We start from the raw sequence: 14,264 nt of genomic DNA on the forward strand, positions 1-14,264 counted from the left end.
CGAAATGATTATGAAAAATTGTCTACTGTTGGGCGCGCTTTTAATGGGCTTTACTGGTGTGGCGATGGCACAAAGTGTCACCGTCTATGTGCCGAGTGGATACAAAGTGGTTGTGGTTCCTGATTCAGTCAGCGTTCCACAAGCGGTCAGCGTCGCGACTGTGCCGCAAACCGTCTATGCGGCTCCTGCGCCAGCTCCGGCTTACCGCCCGCATCCTTATGTTCGCCATCTTGCCAGCGTAGGTGAAGGGATGGTTATCGAACACCAGATTGACGACCATCACCATTAATTCGAGAATGCCTGATCGCACAAAGCAATCAGGCATTTTTTTACCCTTCGTGCGAATTTCCCATCTGTTTATCTTTTAAAAAGATAACCATCAGCGACAGCCACAAAATGCCGTTGACAAGGTTGAAGAGATTAAACAGTCCGTTGCCCCCGTTCAGCCAGGCATGTTTGCTGATTTCAATACCGACGGTAAAGATCAGCATTTGCAGCATCCCCATCGCCGCAGAAACCGTACCTTTACTCATATCGCTGGCAAACAGGGTTAATCGCACCAGTCCCGCATTCGCCAGACCAATACCGAAAGCATAAATACTTAACCCGGCGGTCATCCATAAATACGCGTGCGATGAGATAACCGTTGCCGCAGCAGCGACCAACAGACCAATCATAATCGGCCAGCCGCCCATAATAATCAGCGAACGTACGGTGCGGCGCGAGGTCAGACGCGCTAACAGCAAGTTACCCGCAATTAACGCCCCGAAAATAGGCACTTGCAGCAAGCCATATTCATAGCTGCTCAACTGCTCACCGGTAATGATGATAATCGGCGACTGGGCGATCCACGCCAGCAACGGCAGGCTAACAAATCCCAGCGCCAGCGCCCCCGCCACAAAGCGGCCGTTCTTCAGCACCAGCTTATAGTCACGACCGAGTTCTTTCAGCGACAGTTTCTCGCCTATACGCGTGGCGGTTTCAGGCATAGCTCGTTGCAGACCGAAAAAGGAGATCGCTGCCAATGCGGCAAACAAGACAAACATCCCCTCCCAGGGCAGCACATGGATCCACGCCGCGCCCACCAGCGGACCAAGTAGTGGAGCAATCAGCGCCACGTTCGCCATTAGCGCGGTGATCTTGATACAAACGGCCTCTTCGAAGGATTCCTGAATTGCGGCGTATCCCACAGCGCCAATGAAACAGAGGCTTATGCCCTGCAAGAAGCGCAACAGGGTGAATTGTTCAATGTTTTGCGCCAGTAATATTGCCAGACAGGTGACGATAAACCACACCACTCCCGCCAACATCACCGGACAGCGGCCAATACGATCCGACAACGGCCCCAGGAGCCATTGTAAAAACATCCCGCCCGCCAGATACGCAGTCATCGAAGTAGGAACCCAATCAATGCCCGCCTGATATTGTTCCACCACGGCCAACATACCGGGTTGAATCATATCGTTGCCGATATAGGTTGAAAATTCGTAAAGCACCAGACAGAGAGGGAAAAGTAACGCCTGACGTCCAAGCCTGGCACCGGAAGCTAATTTATTTTGCATGCAATTTCTTCGCCAATAATAATCGCGCAAAGTTTAATAAAAGCGCAGCTAACGAGAAAGCGAATTTTGTAGCTGAAACCACGGTTAAGCACATTCTTACATTATTGCGAGTATAGCTACGCTTTCTTTAAGTTTTATTTAACCTTTGCCCGTTACAATCACGTACCGTAAACAGGCCGCTTGAGGGAAATAAGACGATGCCGCTTTACCCAGTTTAACCTGCACTTTATTCTCAACGACTTGCCTGTATTGGCTCCCTTTTAATCACTTTGCGTCGGGAAGTTATGCTGGAAAATTTGAATCTCTCTCTATTCTCTCTTATTAACGCAACGCCAGACTCTGCGCCGTGGATGATCTCGTTGGCGATTTTTATTGCTAAAGATTTGATTACCGTGGTGCCGTTGCTAGCCGCAGTACTTTGGTTGTGGGGGCTTACAGCACAACGGCAACTGGTGATAAAAATCGCTATCGCGCTGGCGGTCAGCCTGTTTGTGTCCTGGACGATGGGACATCTTTTTCCGCACGACCGACCCTTTGTCGAAAATATCGGCTATAACTTCCTGCATCATGCGGCGGATGACTCATTCCCGAGCGATCACGGTACGGTGATTTTCACCTTTGCACTGGCATTTTTATGCTGGCATCGCCTGTGGTCCGGCTCACTTTTAATGGTGCTGGCCGTCGTCATTGCCTGGTCGCGCGTTTATCTTGGCGTCCACTGGCCGCTGGATATGCTCGGTGGATTGCTGGCAGGTATGATTGGCTGCCTTAGCGCCCAGATTATCTGGCAAGCGATGGGGCATAAACTCTATCAACGTCTGCAATCGTGGTATCGCTTCTGTTTTGCATTACCGATCCGCAAAGGCTGGGTGCGTGACTGATCTCTGCTAAAAAGTGTAGTATTGAGCGGCTCGCTTCAATAACTATTCAGAGGGATTATGGAAACACGTCGCGAAGAGCGTATCGGGCAGCTGCTGCAAGAATTAAAACGCAGTGATAAGTTACATCTTAAAGACGCCGCCGCCCTGCTTGGGGTTTCGGAGATGACGATTCGTCGCGATCTGAACAACCACAGTGCGCCCGTCGTTTTGCTCGGCGGCTATATTGTTCTGGAACCACGCAGCGCCAGCCATTACCTGTTAAGCGATCAAAAATCCCGCCTGGTGGAAGAAAAACGCCGGGCGGCAAAACTGGCTGCGACGCTGGTAGAACCCGATCAGACCCTCTTTTTTGACTGTGGCACCACCACGCCGTGGATTATTGAAGCAATTGATAATGAAATCCCTTTTACCGCCGTTTGTTATTCGCTAAATACTTTTCTGGCGCTGAAAGAGAAACCCCATTGCCGCGCGTTTCTTTGCGGTGGTGAATTTCACGCCAGCAACGCCATTTTCAAACCCATCGATTTTCAGCAAACGCTGAATAATTTTTGCCCGGATATCGCTTTTTATTCCGCTGCGGGCGTGCATGTCAGTAAAGGCGCTACCTGCTTTAATCTTGAAGAGTTGCCGGTAAAACACTGGGCCATGTCGATGGCGCAAAAGCATGTGCTGGTTGTCGACCACAGTAAATTTGGCAAGGTGCGTCCGGCGCGCATGGGTGACCTGAAACGCTTTGATATTGTTGTGAGCGATTGTTGCCCGGAAGATGAGTATGTGAAGTACGCGCAGACGCAGCGTATTAAGTTGATGTATTAATGACGTATAACCGGATGACGTTTCGCGCCATCCGGTTATCAGAAGATTAAGAGAACCAGCTGCCGAACCACTGATGGAATTTCATCATCACGAAATCCCACATCCGACCAAAGAATCCGCCCTCTTCCACATTTTCCATCACGATCAGCGGACGCTGCTCAATGGATTTACCGTTAAGCTGGAAATCAATGGTGCCGACAACCTGACCTTTTTTCAGCGGTGCGGTAAGCTGCGGTTCCGTTAACGTATAACTCGCCTTCAGGTTTTTCAGCTGCCCACGCGGTATGGTCACTGAGCCCGCTTCGCCTGCCCCGAGATTCACTTCGCTCTTATCACCAAACCAGACGCGCTGAGTCACAAATGTGGCATCAGGTTTAATTGGCGTCACGGTTTCAAAGAAACGGAAGCCCCAGGTCAATAATTTCTCAGACTCATTAAAACGGATACGGTCAGTTTTCGCCCCCAGCACTACGGAGATTAAACGCATATCGCCCTGGGTAGCCGAAGCAACCAGATTATATCCCGCGCCTGCCGTGGTTCCTGTCTTCATGCCATCAACATTCAGATTGCTGCTCCACAGCAGACGATTACGGTTAGGCTGACGAATTTTGTTGAAGGTGAACTCTTTCTCTTTATGAATGGCGTACTCTTCCGGCACATCGTGGATCAATGCTTTACCCAGCAATGCCATATCGCGCGCGGTACTGAACTGCCCCGGCGCATCCAGGCCGTGCACCGTCTGGAAGGTAGTGTTGGTCAGACCCAGTTTTTTGGCATAACCATTCATCAAACCAATAAATGACTCCTGGCTCCCGGCAACGTAATCAGCCAGCGCAATACAGGCGTCATTACCGGACTGGATAATCACACCTTTGTTCAAGTCTGCCACCGAAACCTGATCGCCCGGTTTGAGGAACATTACCGATGAACCACGCAGTGCCGGATTTCCCGTCGCCCAGGCATCTTTACCGACCGTCACCATATCGGTGAGTTTAATCTTATCGGCCTTAAGCGCCTGCCCAACCACATAGCTGGTCATGATTTTAGTCAGGCTCGCGGGATCCAGTTTCTCATCCGCATTGCCTTCTGCCAGCACTTTACCGCTGGCGTAATCCATTAAAATCCATGCACGCGCATCCACGCTCGGCGCTTCAACGGTTTGTTCCGCCGCGAATGCCGTTGGGGCAAAAAGGAATAAAAATGCAGAACCCGCTGCAAGACCACGAAGGAGAGAGGAGTATTGCGTCATAAATGCCACCCGAGTATCCATTCAAAAAAAATACGTTATATCGCCGTATGATAAGTTCGGTGATTAATAACGCACACACAAACTTAAAGAAACCGTAAGTTGGTAAAGTTTTTAAAGTTTATGCAATATCCTGCTGCTTCGCTGCTTCTGGTGTCATTTTTTTGCCAGCTGTTGCTTAAAAGTTAACTTTACTTCACCATCGGAGTCCTGTTCAGCCTGTGGCTGCCTGTCGGAAAAGGGGTGAGTATGATTACGCTGTGGGGTCGGAATAATTCAACCAACGTAAAAAAAGTATTGCTGACGCTCGAAGAACTGGAACTACCTTATGAGCAAATTCTCGCGGGCCGTGAGTTTGGGATAAATCACGATGCTGATTTTCTGGCGATGAACCCTAACGGGCTGGTGCCATTGTTGCGTGACGACGAAAGTGATCTCATTCTTTGGGAATCAAACGCCATTGTCCGCTATCTGGCGGCACAGTACGGGCAAAAACGCCTGTGGATCGACTCACCGGCACGTCGTGCGGAAGCAGAAAAATGGATGGACTGGGCAAACCAGACGCTCAGTAATGCTCATCGCGGGATCCTGATGGGATTAGTCAGAACACCACCGGAAGAGCGCGATCAGGCCGCCATTGATGCCAGTTGCAAAGAGTGCGACGCCCTGTTTGCCCTGCTCGATGCGGAACTGGCAAAAGTAAAATGGTTCTCAGGCGACGAGTTTGGTGTGGGCGATATCGCTATCGCACCGTTCATCTACAATTTGTTTAACGTTGGCCTGACCTGGACACCGCGTCCAAATCTGCAACGCTGGTATCAGCAACTCACTGAACGCCCCGCAGTGCGCAAAGTGGTGATGATTCCCGTTAGCTAATTGCGTGGGCTAACTTTAAGTAATTCCCCACTGGACTCGTCGGTGAGAACGTATAAATAACCGTCGGGTCCAGTGCGAACATCACGAATTCGCTGCCCTCTGTCCGTTAAAATACGGTCATCTTCTGTCACTTTGTCGCCGTTGACGCTCATCACAATGACATCTTTATCTTTCAGCGCGCCAATAAATAATTTTTGCTGCCACTGGGGGAATTTGTCGCTGTTATAGAAGGCCATGCCGCTCACGGCGGGCGAATCTTTCCAGTAAAAAACAGGTTGCTCGGTCCCGGCGACGATCTCCCCTTTCGCTTCCGGTATCTTAAAGCCCGAATAGTTGATTCCCCAGGTTGCCAGCGGCCAGCCGTAGTTTTTGCCTTTTTGCGGAATATTAATTTCATCACCACCGCGCGGGCCATGTTCATTCAGCCATAGTGCATTACTCCACGGATTCATCGCCATTCCTTGCGGATTACGAATGCCATAAGACCAGATCTCGGCGCGCACACCGGATTCCTTTATAAAAGGATTATCATCCGGGATTTCTCCCAGGTCGGTCAGACGCACCAGTTTGCCCTGTAATTTATCCAGATCCTGCGCCGTCGGGCGCTGATTGTTTTCGCCCAGAGCAATAAAAAGATAACCTTTACCGTCGAATACCATCCGCCCGCCAAAATGGTTACCGGTAGACAGTTTTGGCATCTGACGAAAGACGGTGCGGAAGTCGGTCACTTTTGAGAGATCATCACTTAAGCGGCCATAACCCACAGCAGTTCCGGCTTTGCCATCATCGCCAACTTCGGAATAACTTAACCAGATGCGGCGCGACTGAGCAAAATCGGGCGCTAAAACCACGTCCAGCAGGCCGCCCTGCCCGTGCGCCCAAACGTCCGGCACTCCGGAAAGCGGCGCAGATAATCCTTTTCCTGCTTGCCAGTGACGCAACTCGCCGCCGCGCAGAGTGATTAACATACCGTGATTATCGGGTAAAAAGGCCAGCGCCCAGGGATGGTCGAGTTTGTCTTGCAGTACTTCGACATTTACCGTTGCAGGAGCTGCCCAGAGAGCGGAAGAAAGACAAATAAGGGGCACAAGGAAAAAGGATTGTCGATGCATAACGCCTCCGGATTGACTCTGGCTTAAAGCGTAGTCAGTGGAGGAGATAACAAATTCATTTTTACAAAAACTTAAACATGAAGGGGGAGACGCTTTCTCCCCCTTAGTTTTCAGGCCTTCTCAAGCATGGCGTGCTTCTGCAGGCTCTGGATACTCAGCGTTAAGCTCATCAGACAATTTTCAAGCTTATCGGCGTTGACGGTAATAACAGTCGGGCAATCATGGTGCCCACTCATCAAACATACTGCGGCTGTCGCTAATGCTTCTTCAGCATGATGAAGAGCACTCCACTCTTCCTGATCCAGATGAAGATTCAACCGCAGCGATTTGTCGTGCAGTTCGCGATTCAGTTTAAAAAAGTTATCTCGTAGATGATTGCTTTCGCTGACGGACATGTATCCTTTTGCCTTCCTCAGTTGCACGTATGCGGCGAGGTCAACGCGTGCGTCGATCAACCTGTTCAGCAGATCGATTCGCTGTCTGTCAACGAACATACTTCGATCCTCCTCTTTCCAGCCTTGTTGCAACTAAATAGTATGGCTGTTTTTTGAGCAAAATGCTGTCCAGGATCAATTCTTCACGCCGAATTAACAAAATTTACATTTCCTTCAACTCCGCCAGCGAATGAGATTGCGATACAAATTTTATCCAGAACTCTGTAGAATCCCTGCCCTGACCTTTCCTGTAACTGAATATTTTTTAAGCTATGAGCAAAGTAACTCCCCAGCCGAAAATCGGCTTTGTTTCCCTTGGCTGTCCGAAAAACCTTGTCGATTCAGAGCGTATTCTCACCGAACTACGCACTGAAGGTTATGACGTGGTACCGAGCTATGATGATGCGGACATGGTGATCGTCAACACCTGCGGCTTTATTGACAGCGCGGTACAAGAATCACTGGAAGCCATTGGTGAAGCGTTGAATGAAAACGGCAAGGTAATTGTGACCGGTTGTCTGGGGGCAAAAGAAGATCAGATCCGCGAAGTCCACCCGAAAGTGCTGGAAATCACCGGGCCTCATAGCTATGAGCAGGTTCTGGAGCACGTTCATCACTACGTGCCAAAACCGAAACACAACCCATTCCTGAGCCTGGTGCCAGAACAAGGTGTGAAACTGACGCCGCGTCATTATGCCTATCTGAAAATTTCTGAAGGCTGTAATCACCGCTGCACCTTCTGCATTATTCCGTCTATGCGCGGCGATCTGGTGAGCCGTCCGATTGGCGAAGTGTTAAGTGAAGCGAAACGTCTGGTTGATGCGGGCGTTAAAGAAATTCTGGTGATCTCGCAGGATACTTCCGCGTATGGCGTCGATGTTAAACATCGTACTGGCTTCCACAACGGCGAGCCGGTAAAAACCAGCATGGTCAGCCTGTGCGAACAGTTATCGAAACTGGGGATCTGGACACGTCTGCACTACGTTTACCCTTATCCGCATGTGGACGACGTCATCCCACTGATGGCAGAGGGCAAAATCCTGCCGTATCTGGACATTCCGTTGCAGCACGCCAGCCCGCGCATTCTCAAACTGATGAAACGTCCGGGTTCTGTAGATCGCCAACTGGCGCGCATCAAACAGTGGCGCAAAATCTGCCCGGAACTGACCCTACGCTCAACCTTTATTGTTGGCTTCCCTGGCGAGACGGAAGAAGATTTCCAGATGCTACTCGACTTCCTGAAAGAAGCACGTCTGGATCGCGTTGGCTGCTTTAAATACAGCCCGGTTGAAGGTGCAGACGCCAATGCCCTGCCTGACCAGGTTCCGGAAGAAGTGAAAGAAGAACGCTGGAACCGTTTCATGCAGTTGCAGCAGCAAATTTCCGCCGAGCGCCTGCAAGAGAAAGTGGGCCGTGAAATTCTGGTGATTATCGACGAAGTGGACGAAGAAGGCGCGATTGGTCGCAGCATGGCAGATGCACCGGAAATCGACGGCGCGGTTTATCTCAATGGTGAAACCAACGTTAAGCCGGGTGATATCCTGCGAGTGAAAGTCGAGCACGCCGATGAGTACGATTTGTGGGGTAGCCGGGTTTAATTAATTCAGGCCGGGCAAAATCATTTGTCCGGCCTGCGAATAATGATTACTGCCAGCTAATCTGCGCCCTGCCGTTTTTCTTACTCTTATACAGCCGCTCATCCGCCAGCATTTTCAAACGTTCAACGGTAGTACATTCATTTGAATGCGCTACACCGATACTGGTGCTTAAATTAATGCTTCCCACCTGGAAATGAACGATTTCTTTTAGAATCGATAGCAACTCTTCCAGCGTGCCGCCAGTATAAATCACCGCAAATTCGTCACCTCCGAAGCGGTAAACTTTACCTTTATCTACCGGGATCTGTGATTTAAGGATTTTCACCACTTTCATCAACACTTCATCGCCCAGCAAATGACCGAAGGTGTCGTTAATGTTTTTGAATTTATCGACGTCAAACAGGCACAAATAACCGCCTTTTTCCGGCAGCGCTTTTAAATCTTCGTCAAAGGATTTTCTGCCCATCGCTTTGGTCAGATCGTCCAGGAATGCCGAGTTATACATACTGTAGAGTTTTTTGACATCGGCAGCCGAAAAGAAAAGCCCGCCATCCAGTACGCGTTCAAAATGGTTATTAATAATGGCTTCTTTCTCCACAATACCACGATTAATCACTCTGCGTACCAGATAGAGGCAACTGGCACCCGATATCACTGCCACCAATGCGGCAAAGAAAATAATCAATGTACATACCTGAAAATAAACGTCTTTTTTATAAGCAAATACGTACAACCCGGTCGGCAAATAGGAGAAGTGCTCCATTGCTTCCGAAACGGTGAAGATGGCGTTTTTAGCGTTATATTCATCACCGGTCACCGATTTACCGTTCTTGAACAGGGAGAACATCAGGTTCTCGCTATCCATCGCCAGCGATTTTGACAGTAAAGAAAAACGTTCCAGACCAAGCAAAAATATCAGACTACGATTGTGAGTTACCGGATAGAGGTAATAGACGAAGGTTTTACCATCAAAAGAGATAAACCCTGTATTTTTGACATGTCGATACTTAACAACCTGCATAATATCTGCACAATAATTTTTCTCGAACTCCTTTACCTGAATACATTCGTCACTGGAAATCAGATAAGGACCGACATCGTACAAATAAGAGGGTGAAACCGAGTCGGCGTAAGCTGTGCGTAAGCCAACCAACAGCTGTTCCTCCGTAGGATTTAGCGTGTTGATGAGATCAATTGCCACACTACGCCGATATTCAGCAATATTTGCCACCGCAAAAGCAGTATCAATAACGGACTGTTTCAGGCCATACACCCGTTCCTTTACCATTTGAGTGTAGATCCCGCAGGCAACTGCTGAAATCATGATAAAAATCAGCAGACTGACTGTAAGTACGAATTTATTGATTCTGGACATACGTAAACTACTCTTTTACTAATTTTCCACTTTTATCCCAGGCGGAGAATGGCATGGGTTTCTGGTACAGATACCCCTGAGCCTGAACACATCCTAATTTGATTAATTCACGCGCAACGTCTTCGCTCTCTACGCCTTCCGCAATCACCGGGATCCGGTTATAGCGTGCCAGATCGAAAATAATGCGCACAATTTTTCCTGCAGTACCGAAAATATCGCCGGTAAATTGCGAATCCACCTTTATACTGTCTGGATTAATTTCATAAAAACGTTTCAGGTTTGACAAACCGGTGCCAAAGTCATCAATCGATACCCGTACCCCTTGTTTACGCAGTTGTTCAATATTGAGATAGAAATGTTCATTAATTCGCTCGATCACGGTTTCGGTGATCTCAACACAAAGGCTGTTCGCCTTCAGGCCATTTTCTTTCATGATGGTAGTAAAACGCTCATGAAAGTGTGGTTCGTTTAACTGCCAGGGCGAAACATTAATATGCAGTAAGAAATCATCCTTCAGCGACGCACGCTGACTAAAATGTCTGAATTCACCCATCGCGGTTTTAATAATTTGATAGCCCAGCTCATTGATAAACCCGATATCTTCAGCAATGGTAATGAACTTCAGCGGTGAAATAATCCCCCGCTCCGCAGACACCCAACGGCACAACGCCTCCGCGCCCAAAATGGTGCGGGTGTTAATATCAACAATCGGTTGATAGACCAGGAATAGTTCGCCAATTTCCATTGCATGGCGAATATTACGCGCAATCCAGATATTCTCTTCTATTTCGTTGAGTTTCGCATCATCACAGAAAATAAACTCTGAGAACATATGGTTGCGGATACTGGAAATCGCCAGTTTCAGCTTTTCTGCGTAACTCCAGGCGTTTTCCCCCTGCAAAGGTTCACAAATAGCAGACTTATGGATGCGCAGATTGCGGTAGCCAAAACTGCTGTCAAAATCGTTTACCGTCGCTATCTTACGGGTAAACGTCTGTACATTTTCCCGGCACAGGAGTAAATAGAGATCGGCATTAAATGTCACGATATCGCAGCATTGCGCATATTTCTCGGCAATTCGCTGACACAATTTCCTGACGATTTTATTGCGTTCATCAACACCAAACACCGCTTCCACAGCTTCCAGACCACACAGTTTGATGATCCCCACAGCCAGATACTGATTATTGTTGGACTCAATAATCGCCATATTTTTAATAAAACCGCTTTCCTGATCGTAAGAGATCAGCGAGAGCAATTTATTTGCCCGTTCAATTTCAGCATCTTTCATTTCCGCGATCGAATTTTTGATGCTGATAATCTCTTTCGCATCGCCTTCACGAATCTTCAGAGCCTCGATTTGATCCGTAGAGTCGGGCAAAAACGCCAGCGTATTGACCAAATCTGTCATTTCAGAAAATTGCCGACGGAACACTCGAGTGGTCATTAAATAAACCACCAGCAATACGATAATAATGAAAGCAAACGGCAGATAAAAAAGTTTATCTGATGCGTTCAATAAATTACCACCAGGATAATAAAAATAGATTTCGAATAATGCGTTGTTTGGCACCGCTGATGTTTTTTCAATATATTCCGTATCGACAGAATCAATAATATTATAATTACCTTCGCTATTATAAATAATCAATTTTTCACGAGCGAGTTGATTCTTAGCAATGATCTCATGACCTTGCTTTAAAAATAGAACTTCATCATTAGCGCTGATGTGATCAAGATACTCGTTCAGATATCGCCAGTTTAAATCGACATGAATTTTATCTACCGCTAACAAATCATGATCTTTGCCGTTGATGTGTAGCGTAAAAGAGATACATTTTTTACCCGGACGATCAAAGCAATTGTATGCCGGATTCCAGCTGTTGTTAGAGTCATCTGAAGCCATCGACCACGGTCGTTTCGATGGGTTAAAATCGGCAAAAATAACCCGCCCTGACTCGTCGACAAGCGGTCCATTTACTTGTTCCTGATGATAAACAACGATTTTATCATTCGCCCTCCGCGAAAAGAGATAATATTTATTATCATCAAGTACCAGTCCCACCGAGTCTAAAAATGGCATCATTTCCATTTTCAGAATCACGGCACGTTGAATCTCCTCTGTATTTTTTAATAAATACAGTGAGTCCTTTAATGTCAGGGCCGAACGTTCAATATCTTTAAAGAAATAGCCAACGTTTTTCTGAATAAGTTCAAAGCGGCTATCGGCACGTTTTACCGCGCGTTCCGATACCAGTTGATAGTTAATGATGAAAAAAAGACCAATAAATGACAGTGCTGCCAATAAAAATAAAATTATCAGCCTTATCTTTTCGTATAAACTCAGCATGTTAATACATTTAACAAAATAACTGTCTGAACGCTGTGCCGCTGCAAAATAGTCCCTTGCTGCGGCTTTTTAACCAAATTACCCGATTCTACAAAATCAGCAGAAAGTTACAACACTTGCTTAGGGCAATAATTTCCTGTGAGGTGATTACCCTTTCAAGCAATATTCAAACGTAACTATCCTTTAATTTTCGGATCCAGCGCATCGCGTAAACCATCGCCCAACAAATTGAACGCCAGTACGGTCAGAAAAATAGCCAGGGCCGGAAAAACAGCGACATGCGGCGCGATAACCATATCCGCTCGTGCCTCATTGAGCATTGCTCCCCACTCTGGTGTCGGCGGCTGCGCACCGAGGCCGAGAAATGACAGGCTGGCGGCAGAGATAATCGAGGTGCCAATGCGCATGGTGAAAAACACCACGATAGAAGAGACGGTCCCAGGCAAGATATGACGCAACAAAATGGTCATATCGCTGGCACCAATACTGCGTGCTGACTCGATAAAGGTTTGCTGTTTCAACACCAGCGTGTTGCCGCGCACCAGCCGGGCAAACGCGGGGATGGAAAAAATGGCGACTGCGATAATCACGTTAGCAATGCCGCTTCCCAACACCGCAACAACAGCGATCGCCAGTAAAATACCCGGGAAGGCAAACAACACATCGCAAATGCGCATGATCAGCCGATCCCACCAGCCTTCATAATATCCAGCCAGCAAGCCCAGCAACGTCCCGATCGCCGCACCGATAAACACGGCAAACACGCCCGCCGCCAGCGATATTTGCGCACCAACCAGGACACGGCTGAAAATGTCGCGCCCCAGTGAATCGACACCAAACCAGTGCTGCAAAGAAGGTCCGTTATTCAGATTGTCATAATCAAAATAATTTTCGGCGTCATAGGGAGCGATCCAGCGTGCAAAAATGGCCACCACAATCAATAAAATAACGAACAATGCGGCGGTCATCGCCATATGCTGACGGCGAAATCGTCGCCAGAATTCATGCCACGGTGTACGTACCTGGTCAGGTTTGACCAGTGGCATGGCGTTTAACGCCGCCTGACGTCGCCAGTTAAATAGTCGCATCCTTACTTGTACCTGATAGCCGGGTTAATGGCGGCGTAAAGCACATCCACCACTAAGTTGATAAGAATAAATTCCAGCGAGAAAAGCAGAATTTCCGCCTGAATCACTGGGTAATCGCGCATTTCTACGGAGTCAACGAGTAAGCGTCCAAGTCCGGGCCAGTTGAAAACTTTCTCCACCACGATGGAACCACCGAGCAAGAAGCCAAACTGTAAGCCCATCATGGTCACTACCGGGATCATCGCGTTGCGTAGCCCGTGTTTGAGGACAACCCAGGTTTCGCTCACCCCTTTCGCCCTCGCGGTACGCATATAATCTTCGCTTAAAACGTCGACAAACGACGCGCGGGTAAAGCGCGCCATCACGGCGGCCACTGCCGCGCCGAGCGTCAGGGAGGGTAAAATGTAGTGCTGCCAACTGTCTGCTCCCACGGTAGGCAGCCAGCCCAGTTCAACGGAGAATACCTGAATTAAAAGCATCCCCAGAGCAAATGCCGGAAACGAGATCCCCGACACCGCAATAGTCATACTCAATCGATCCGGCCAACGGTTACGCCAGACGGCGGCGATAATTCCCGCCGCCATACCAAATATCACCGCCCAGACCATACTGGTTATGGTCAGCCACAGCGTTGGCATAAAGCGGCTGGCAATCTCATCGGCAACCGGACGACGCGACACCATCGACAGGCCAAAATCCCCCTGCACAGCATTGCTGATATAGTGCCAGAACTGGTGATACAGCGGCTGATCCAACCCCAGCTGCTGACGCACCAGTTCTATAACCTGCGCATCAGCTTCGGGCCCGGCAATCAATCGCGCCGGATCGCCGGGCAGCATATGGACAAATAAAAACACCAGCACCGAGACGATAAACAGCGTCGGAATCAACCCCAGTAAGCGTTTGATAACGTAATTAAGCATTCC

General features: G+C 48.4%; 13 protein-coding genes. 5 read left to right on the forward strand and 8 right to left on the reverse strand.

Annotation, left to right across the window (positions count from 1 at the left end; genetic code table 11):
* The first annotated feature begins 4 nt into the window (after positions 1-4).
* Positions 5-289 carry a protein YbjH gene (gene ybjH, locus ACJHYO_RS17595; RefSeq protein ID WP_000605488.1) on the forward strand — a complete coding sequence of 95 codons (285 nt, stop codon included), beginning with the start codon at positions 5-7 and terminating at the stop codon, positions 287-289.
* A gap of 40 nt (positions 290-329) precedes the next feature.
* Here the strand turns inward: ybjH and mdfA are convergent, their stop codons facing one another.
* A complete protein-coding gene (gene mdfA, locus ACJHYO_RS17600; protein ID WP_001313690.1) occupies positions 330-1,562 on the reverse strand; it encodes a multidrug efflux MFS transporter MdfA in 1,233 nt (410 codons plus the stop codon).
* A 284-nt stretch (positions 1,563-1,846) separates the two neighbouring features.
* On the opposite strand from mdfA, the gene ybjG reads away from it, so the two are divergent.
* Both ybjG and deoR read left to right on the forward strand, forming a co-directional pair.
* Entirely contained in the window at positions 1,847-2,443 is a 597-nt protein-coding gene (ybjG, locus tag ACJHYO_RS17605) for an undecaprenyl-diphosphate phosphatase (RefSeq protein ID WP_000892317.1), read from the forward strand.
* Positions 2,444-2,500: 57 nt separating this feature from the next.
* Positions 2,501-3,259 (forward strand): DNA-binding transcriptional repressor DeoR, encoded by a 759-nt coding sequence (gene deoR, locus ACJHYO_RS17610; RefSeq protein ID WP_000450121.1) that lies wholly within the window; start codon positions 2,501-2,503, stop codon positions 3,257-3,259.
* 46 nt (positions 3,260-3,305) lie between these two features.
* Here deoR and dacC read toward each other — a convergent pair whose 3' ends face one another.
* Positions 3,306-4,508, reverse strand: a complete 1,203-nt coding sequence (gene dacC, locus ACJHYO_RS17615) for a serine-type D-Ala-D-Ala carboxypeptidase (protein WP_000195961.1) — start codon at positions 4,506-4,508, stop codon at positions 3,306-3,308.
* Positions 4,509-4,754: 246 nt separating this feature from the next.
* Between dacC and gstB the strand changes: the two genes are divergently transcribed.
* The gene (gstB, locus tag ACJHYO_RS17620) at positions 4,755-5,381 is read left to right on the forward strand and encodes a glutathione S-transferase GstB (protein ID WP_001295292.1); all 627 of its coding nucleotides are present in this window, start codon (positions 4,755-4,757) and stop codon (positions 5,379-5,381) included.
* Here gstB and yliI read toward each other — a convergent pair.
* Entirely contained in the window at positions 5,378-6,493 is a 1,116-nt protein-coding gene (gene yliI / locus ACJHYO_RS17625; protein ID WP_021573719.1) for an aldose sugar dehydrogenase YliI, read from the reverse strand. The genes gstB and yliI overlap by 4 nt on opposite strands.
* Before the next feature lie 110 nt (positions 6,494-6,603).
* On the reverse strand, positions 6,604-6,987 hold the full coding sequence (gene bssR / locus ACJHYO_RS17630; protein ID WP_000497137.1) for a biofilm formation regulator BssR: 384 nt from the start codon (positions 6,985-6,987) through the stop codon (positions 6,604-6,606).
* Positions 6,988-7,199: 212 nt separating this feature from the next.
* On the opposite strand from bssR, the gene rimO reads away from it, so the two are divergent.
* Entirely contained in the window at positions 7,200-8,525 is a 1,326-nt protein-coding gene (gene rimO / locus ACJHYO_RS17635; RefSeq protein WP_000049378.1) for a 30S ribosomal protein S12 methylthiotransferase RimO, read from the forward strand.
* A 46-nt stretch (positions 8,526-8,571) separates the two neighbouring features.
* Here rimO and ACJHYO_RS17640 read toward each other — a convergent pair whose 3' ends face one another.
* The 4 genes from ACJHYO_RS17640 to gsiC all read right to left on the reverse strand — a co-directional run bounded on the left by ACJHYO_RS17640 (position 8,572) and on the right by gsiC (position 14,261).
* Complete coding sequence (locus ACJHYO_RS17640; protein ID WP_000086884.1) at positions 8,572-9,900, reverse strand: GGDEF domain-containing protein; 1,329 nt, start codon at positions 9,898-9,900, stop codon at positions 8,572-8,574.
* A gap of 7 nt (positions 9,901-9,907) precedes the next feature.
* Entirely contained in the window at positions 9,908-12,250 is a 2,343-nt protein-coding gene (locus ACJHYO_RS17645; RefSeq protein WP_033811404.1) for an EAL domain-containing protein, read from the reverse strand.
* A gap of 176 nt (positions 12,251-12,426) precedes the next feature.
* Positions 12,427-13,338, reverse strand: coding sequence for a glutathione ABC transporter permease GsiD (gene gsiD / locus ACJHYO_RS17650; protein ID WP_001236019.1), 912 nt, complete (start codon positions 13,336-13,338; stop codon positions 12,427-12,429).
* A gap of 2 nt (positions 13,339-13,340) precedes the next feature.
* Positions 13,341-14,261 carry a glutathione ABC transporter permease GsiC gene (gsiC, locus tag ACJHYO_RS17655; protein WP_000936043.1) on the reverse strand — a complete coding sequence of 307 codons (921 nt, stop codon included), beginning with the start codon at positions 14,259-14,261 and terminating at the stop codon, positions 13,341-13,343.
* Positions 14,262-14,264: the final 3 nt, after the last annotated feature.

Source organism: Escherichia sp. WS1118, from assembly GCF_046487695.1.
GTDB lineage: Bacteria > Pseudomonadota > Gammaproteobacteria > Enterobacterales > Enterobacteriaceae > Escherichia > Escherichia coli.

Excerpts from the sequence above, each read along its gene's own strand:
- ybjH (WP_000605488.1), top strand. The coding sequence starts at position 5 with ATGATTATGAAAAATTGTCTACTGTTGGGCGCGCTTTTAATGGGCTTT.
- mdfA (WP_001313690.1), bottom strand. The coding sequence starts at position 1,562 with ATGCAAAATAAATTAGCTTCCGGTGCCAGGCTTGGACGTCAGGCGTTA.
- ybjG (WP_000892317.1), top strand. The coding sequence starts at position 1,847 with ATGCTGGAAAATTTGAATCTCTCTCTATTCTCTCTTATTAACGCAACG.
- deoR (WP_000450121.1), top strand. The coding sequence starts at position 2,501 with ATGGAAACACGTCGCGAAGAGCGTATCGGGCAGCTGCTGCAAGAATTA.
- dacC (WP_000195961.1), bottom strand. The coding sequence starts at position 4,508 with ATGACGCAATACTCCTCTCTCCTTCGTGGTCTTGCAGCGGGTTCTGCA.
- gstB (WP_001295292.1), top strand. The coding sequence starts at position 4,755 with ATGATTACGCTGTGGGGTCGGAATAATTCAACCAACGTAAAAAAAGTA.
- yliI (WP_021573719.1), bottom strand. The coding sequence starts at position 6,493 with ATGCATCGACAATCCTTTTTCCTTGTGCCCCTTATTTGTCTTTCTTCC.
- bssR (WP_000497137.1), bottom strand. The coding sequence starts at position 6,987 with ATGTTCGTTGACAGACAGCGAATCGATCTGCTGAACAGGTTGATCGAC.
- rimO (WP_000049378.1), top strand. The coding sequence starts at position 7,200 with ATGAGCAAAGTAACTCCCCAGCCGAAAATCGGCTTTGTTTCCCTTGGC.
- ACJHYO_RS17640 (WP_000086884.1), bottom strand. The coding sequence starts at position 9,900 with ATGTCCAGAATCAATAAATTCGTACTTACAGTCAGTCTGCTGATTTTT.
- ACJHYO_RS17645 (WP_033811404.1), bottom strand. The coding sequence starts at position 12,250 with ATGCTGAGTTTATACGAAAAGATAAGGCTGATAATTTTATTTTTATTG.
- gsiD (WP_001236019.1), bottom strand. The coding sequence starts at position 13,338 with ATGCGACTATTTAACTGGCGACGTCAGGCGGCGTTAAACGCCATGCCA.
- gsiC (WP_000936043.1), bottom strand. The coding sequence starts at position 14,261 with ATGCTTAATTACGTTATCAAACGCTTACTGGGGTTGATTCCGACGCTG.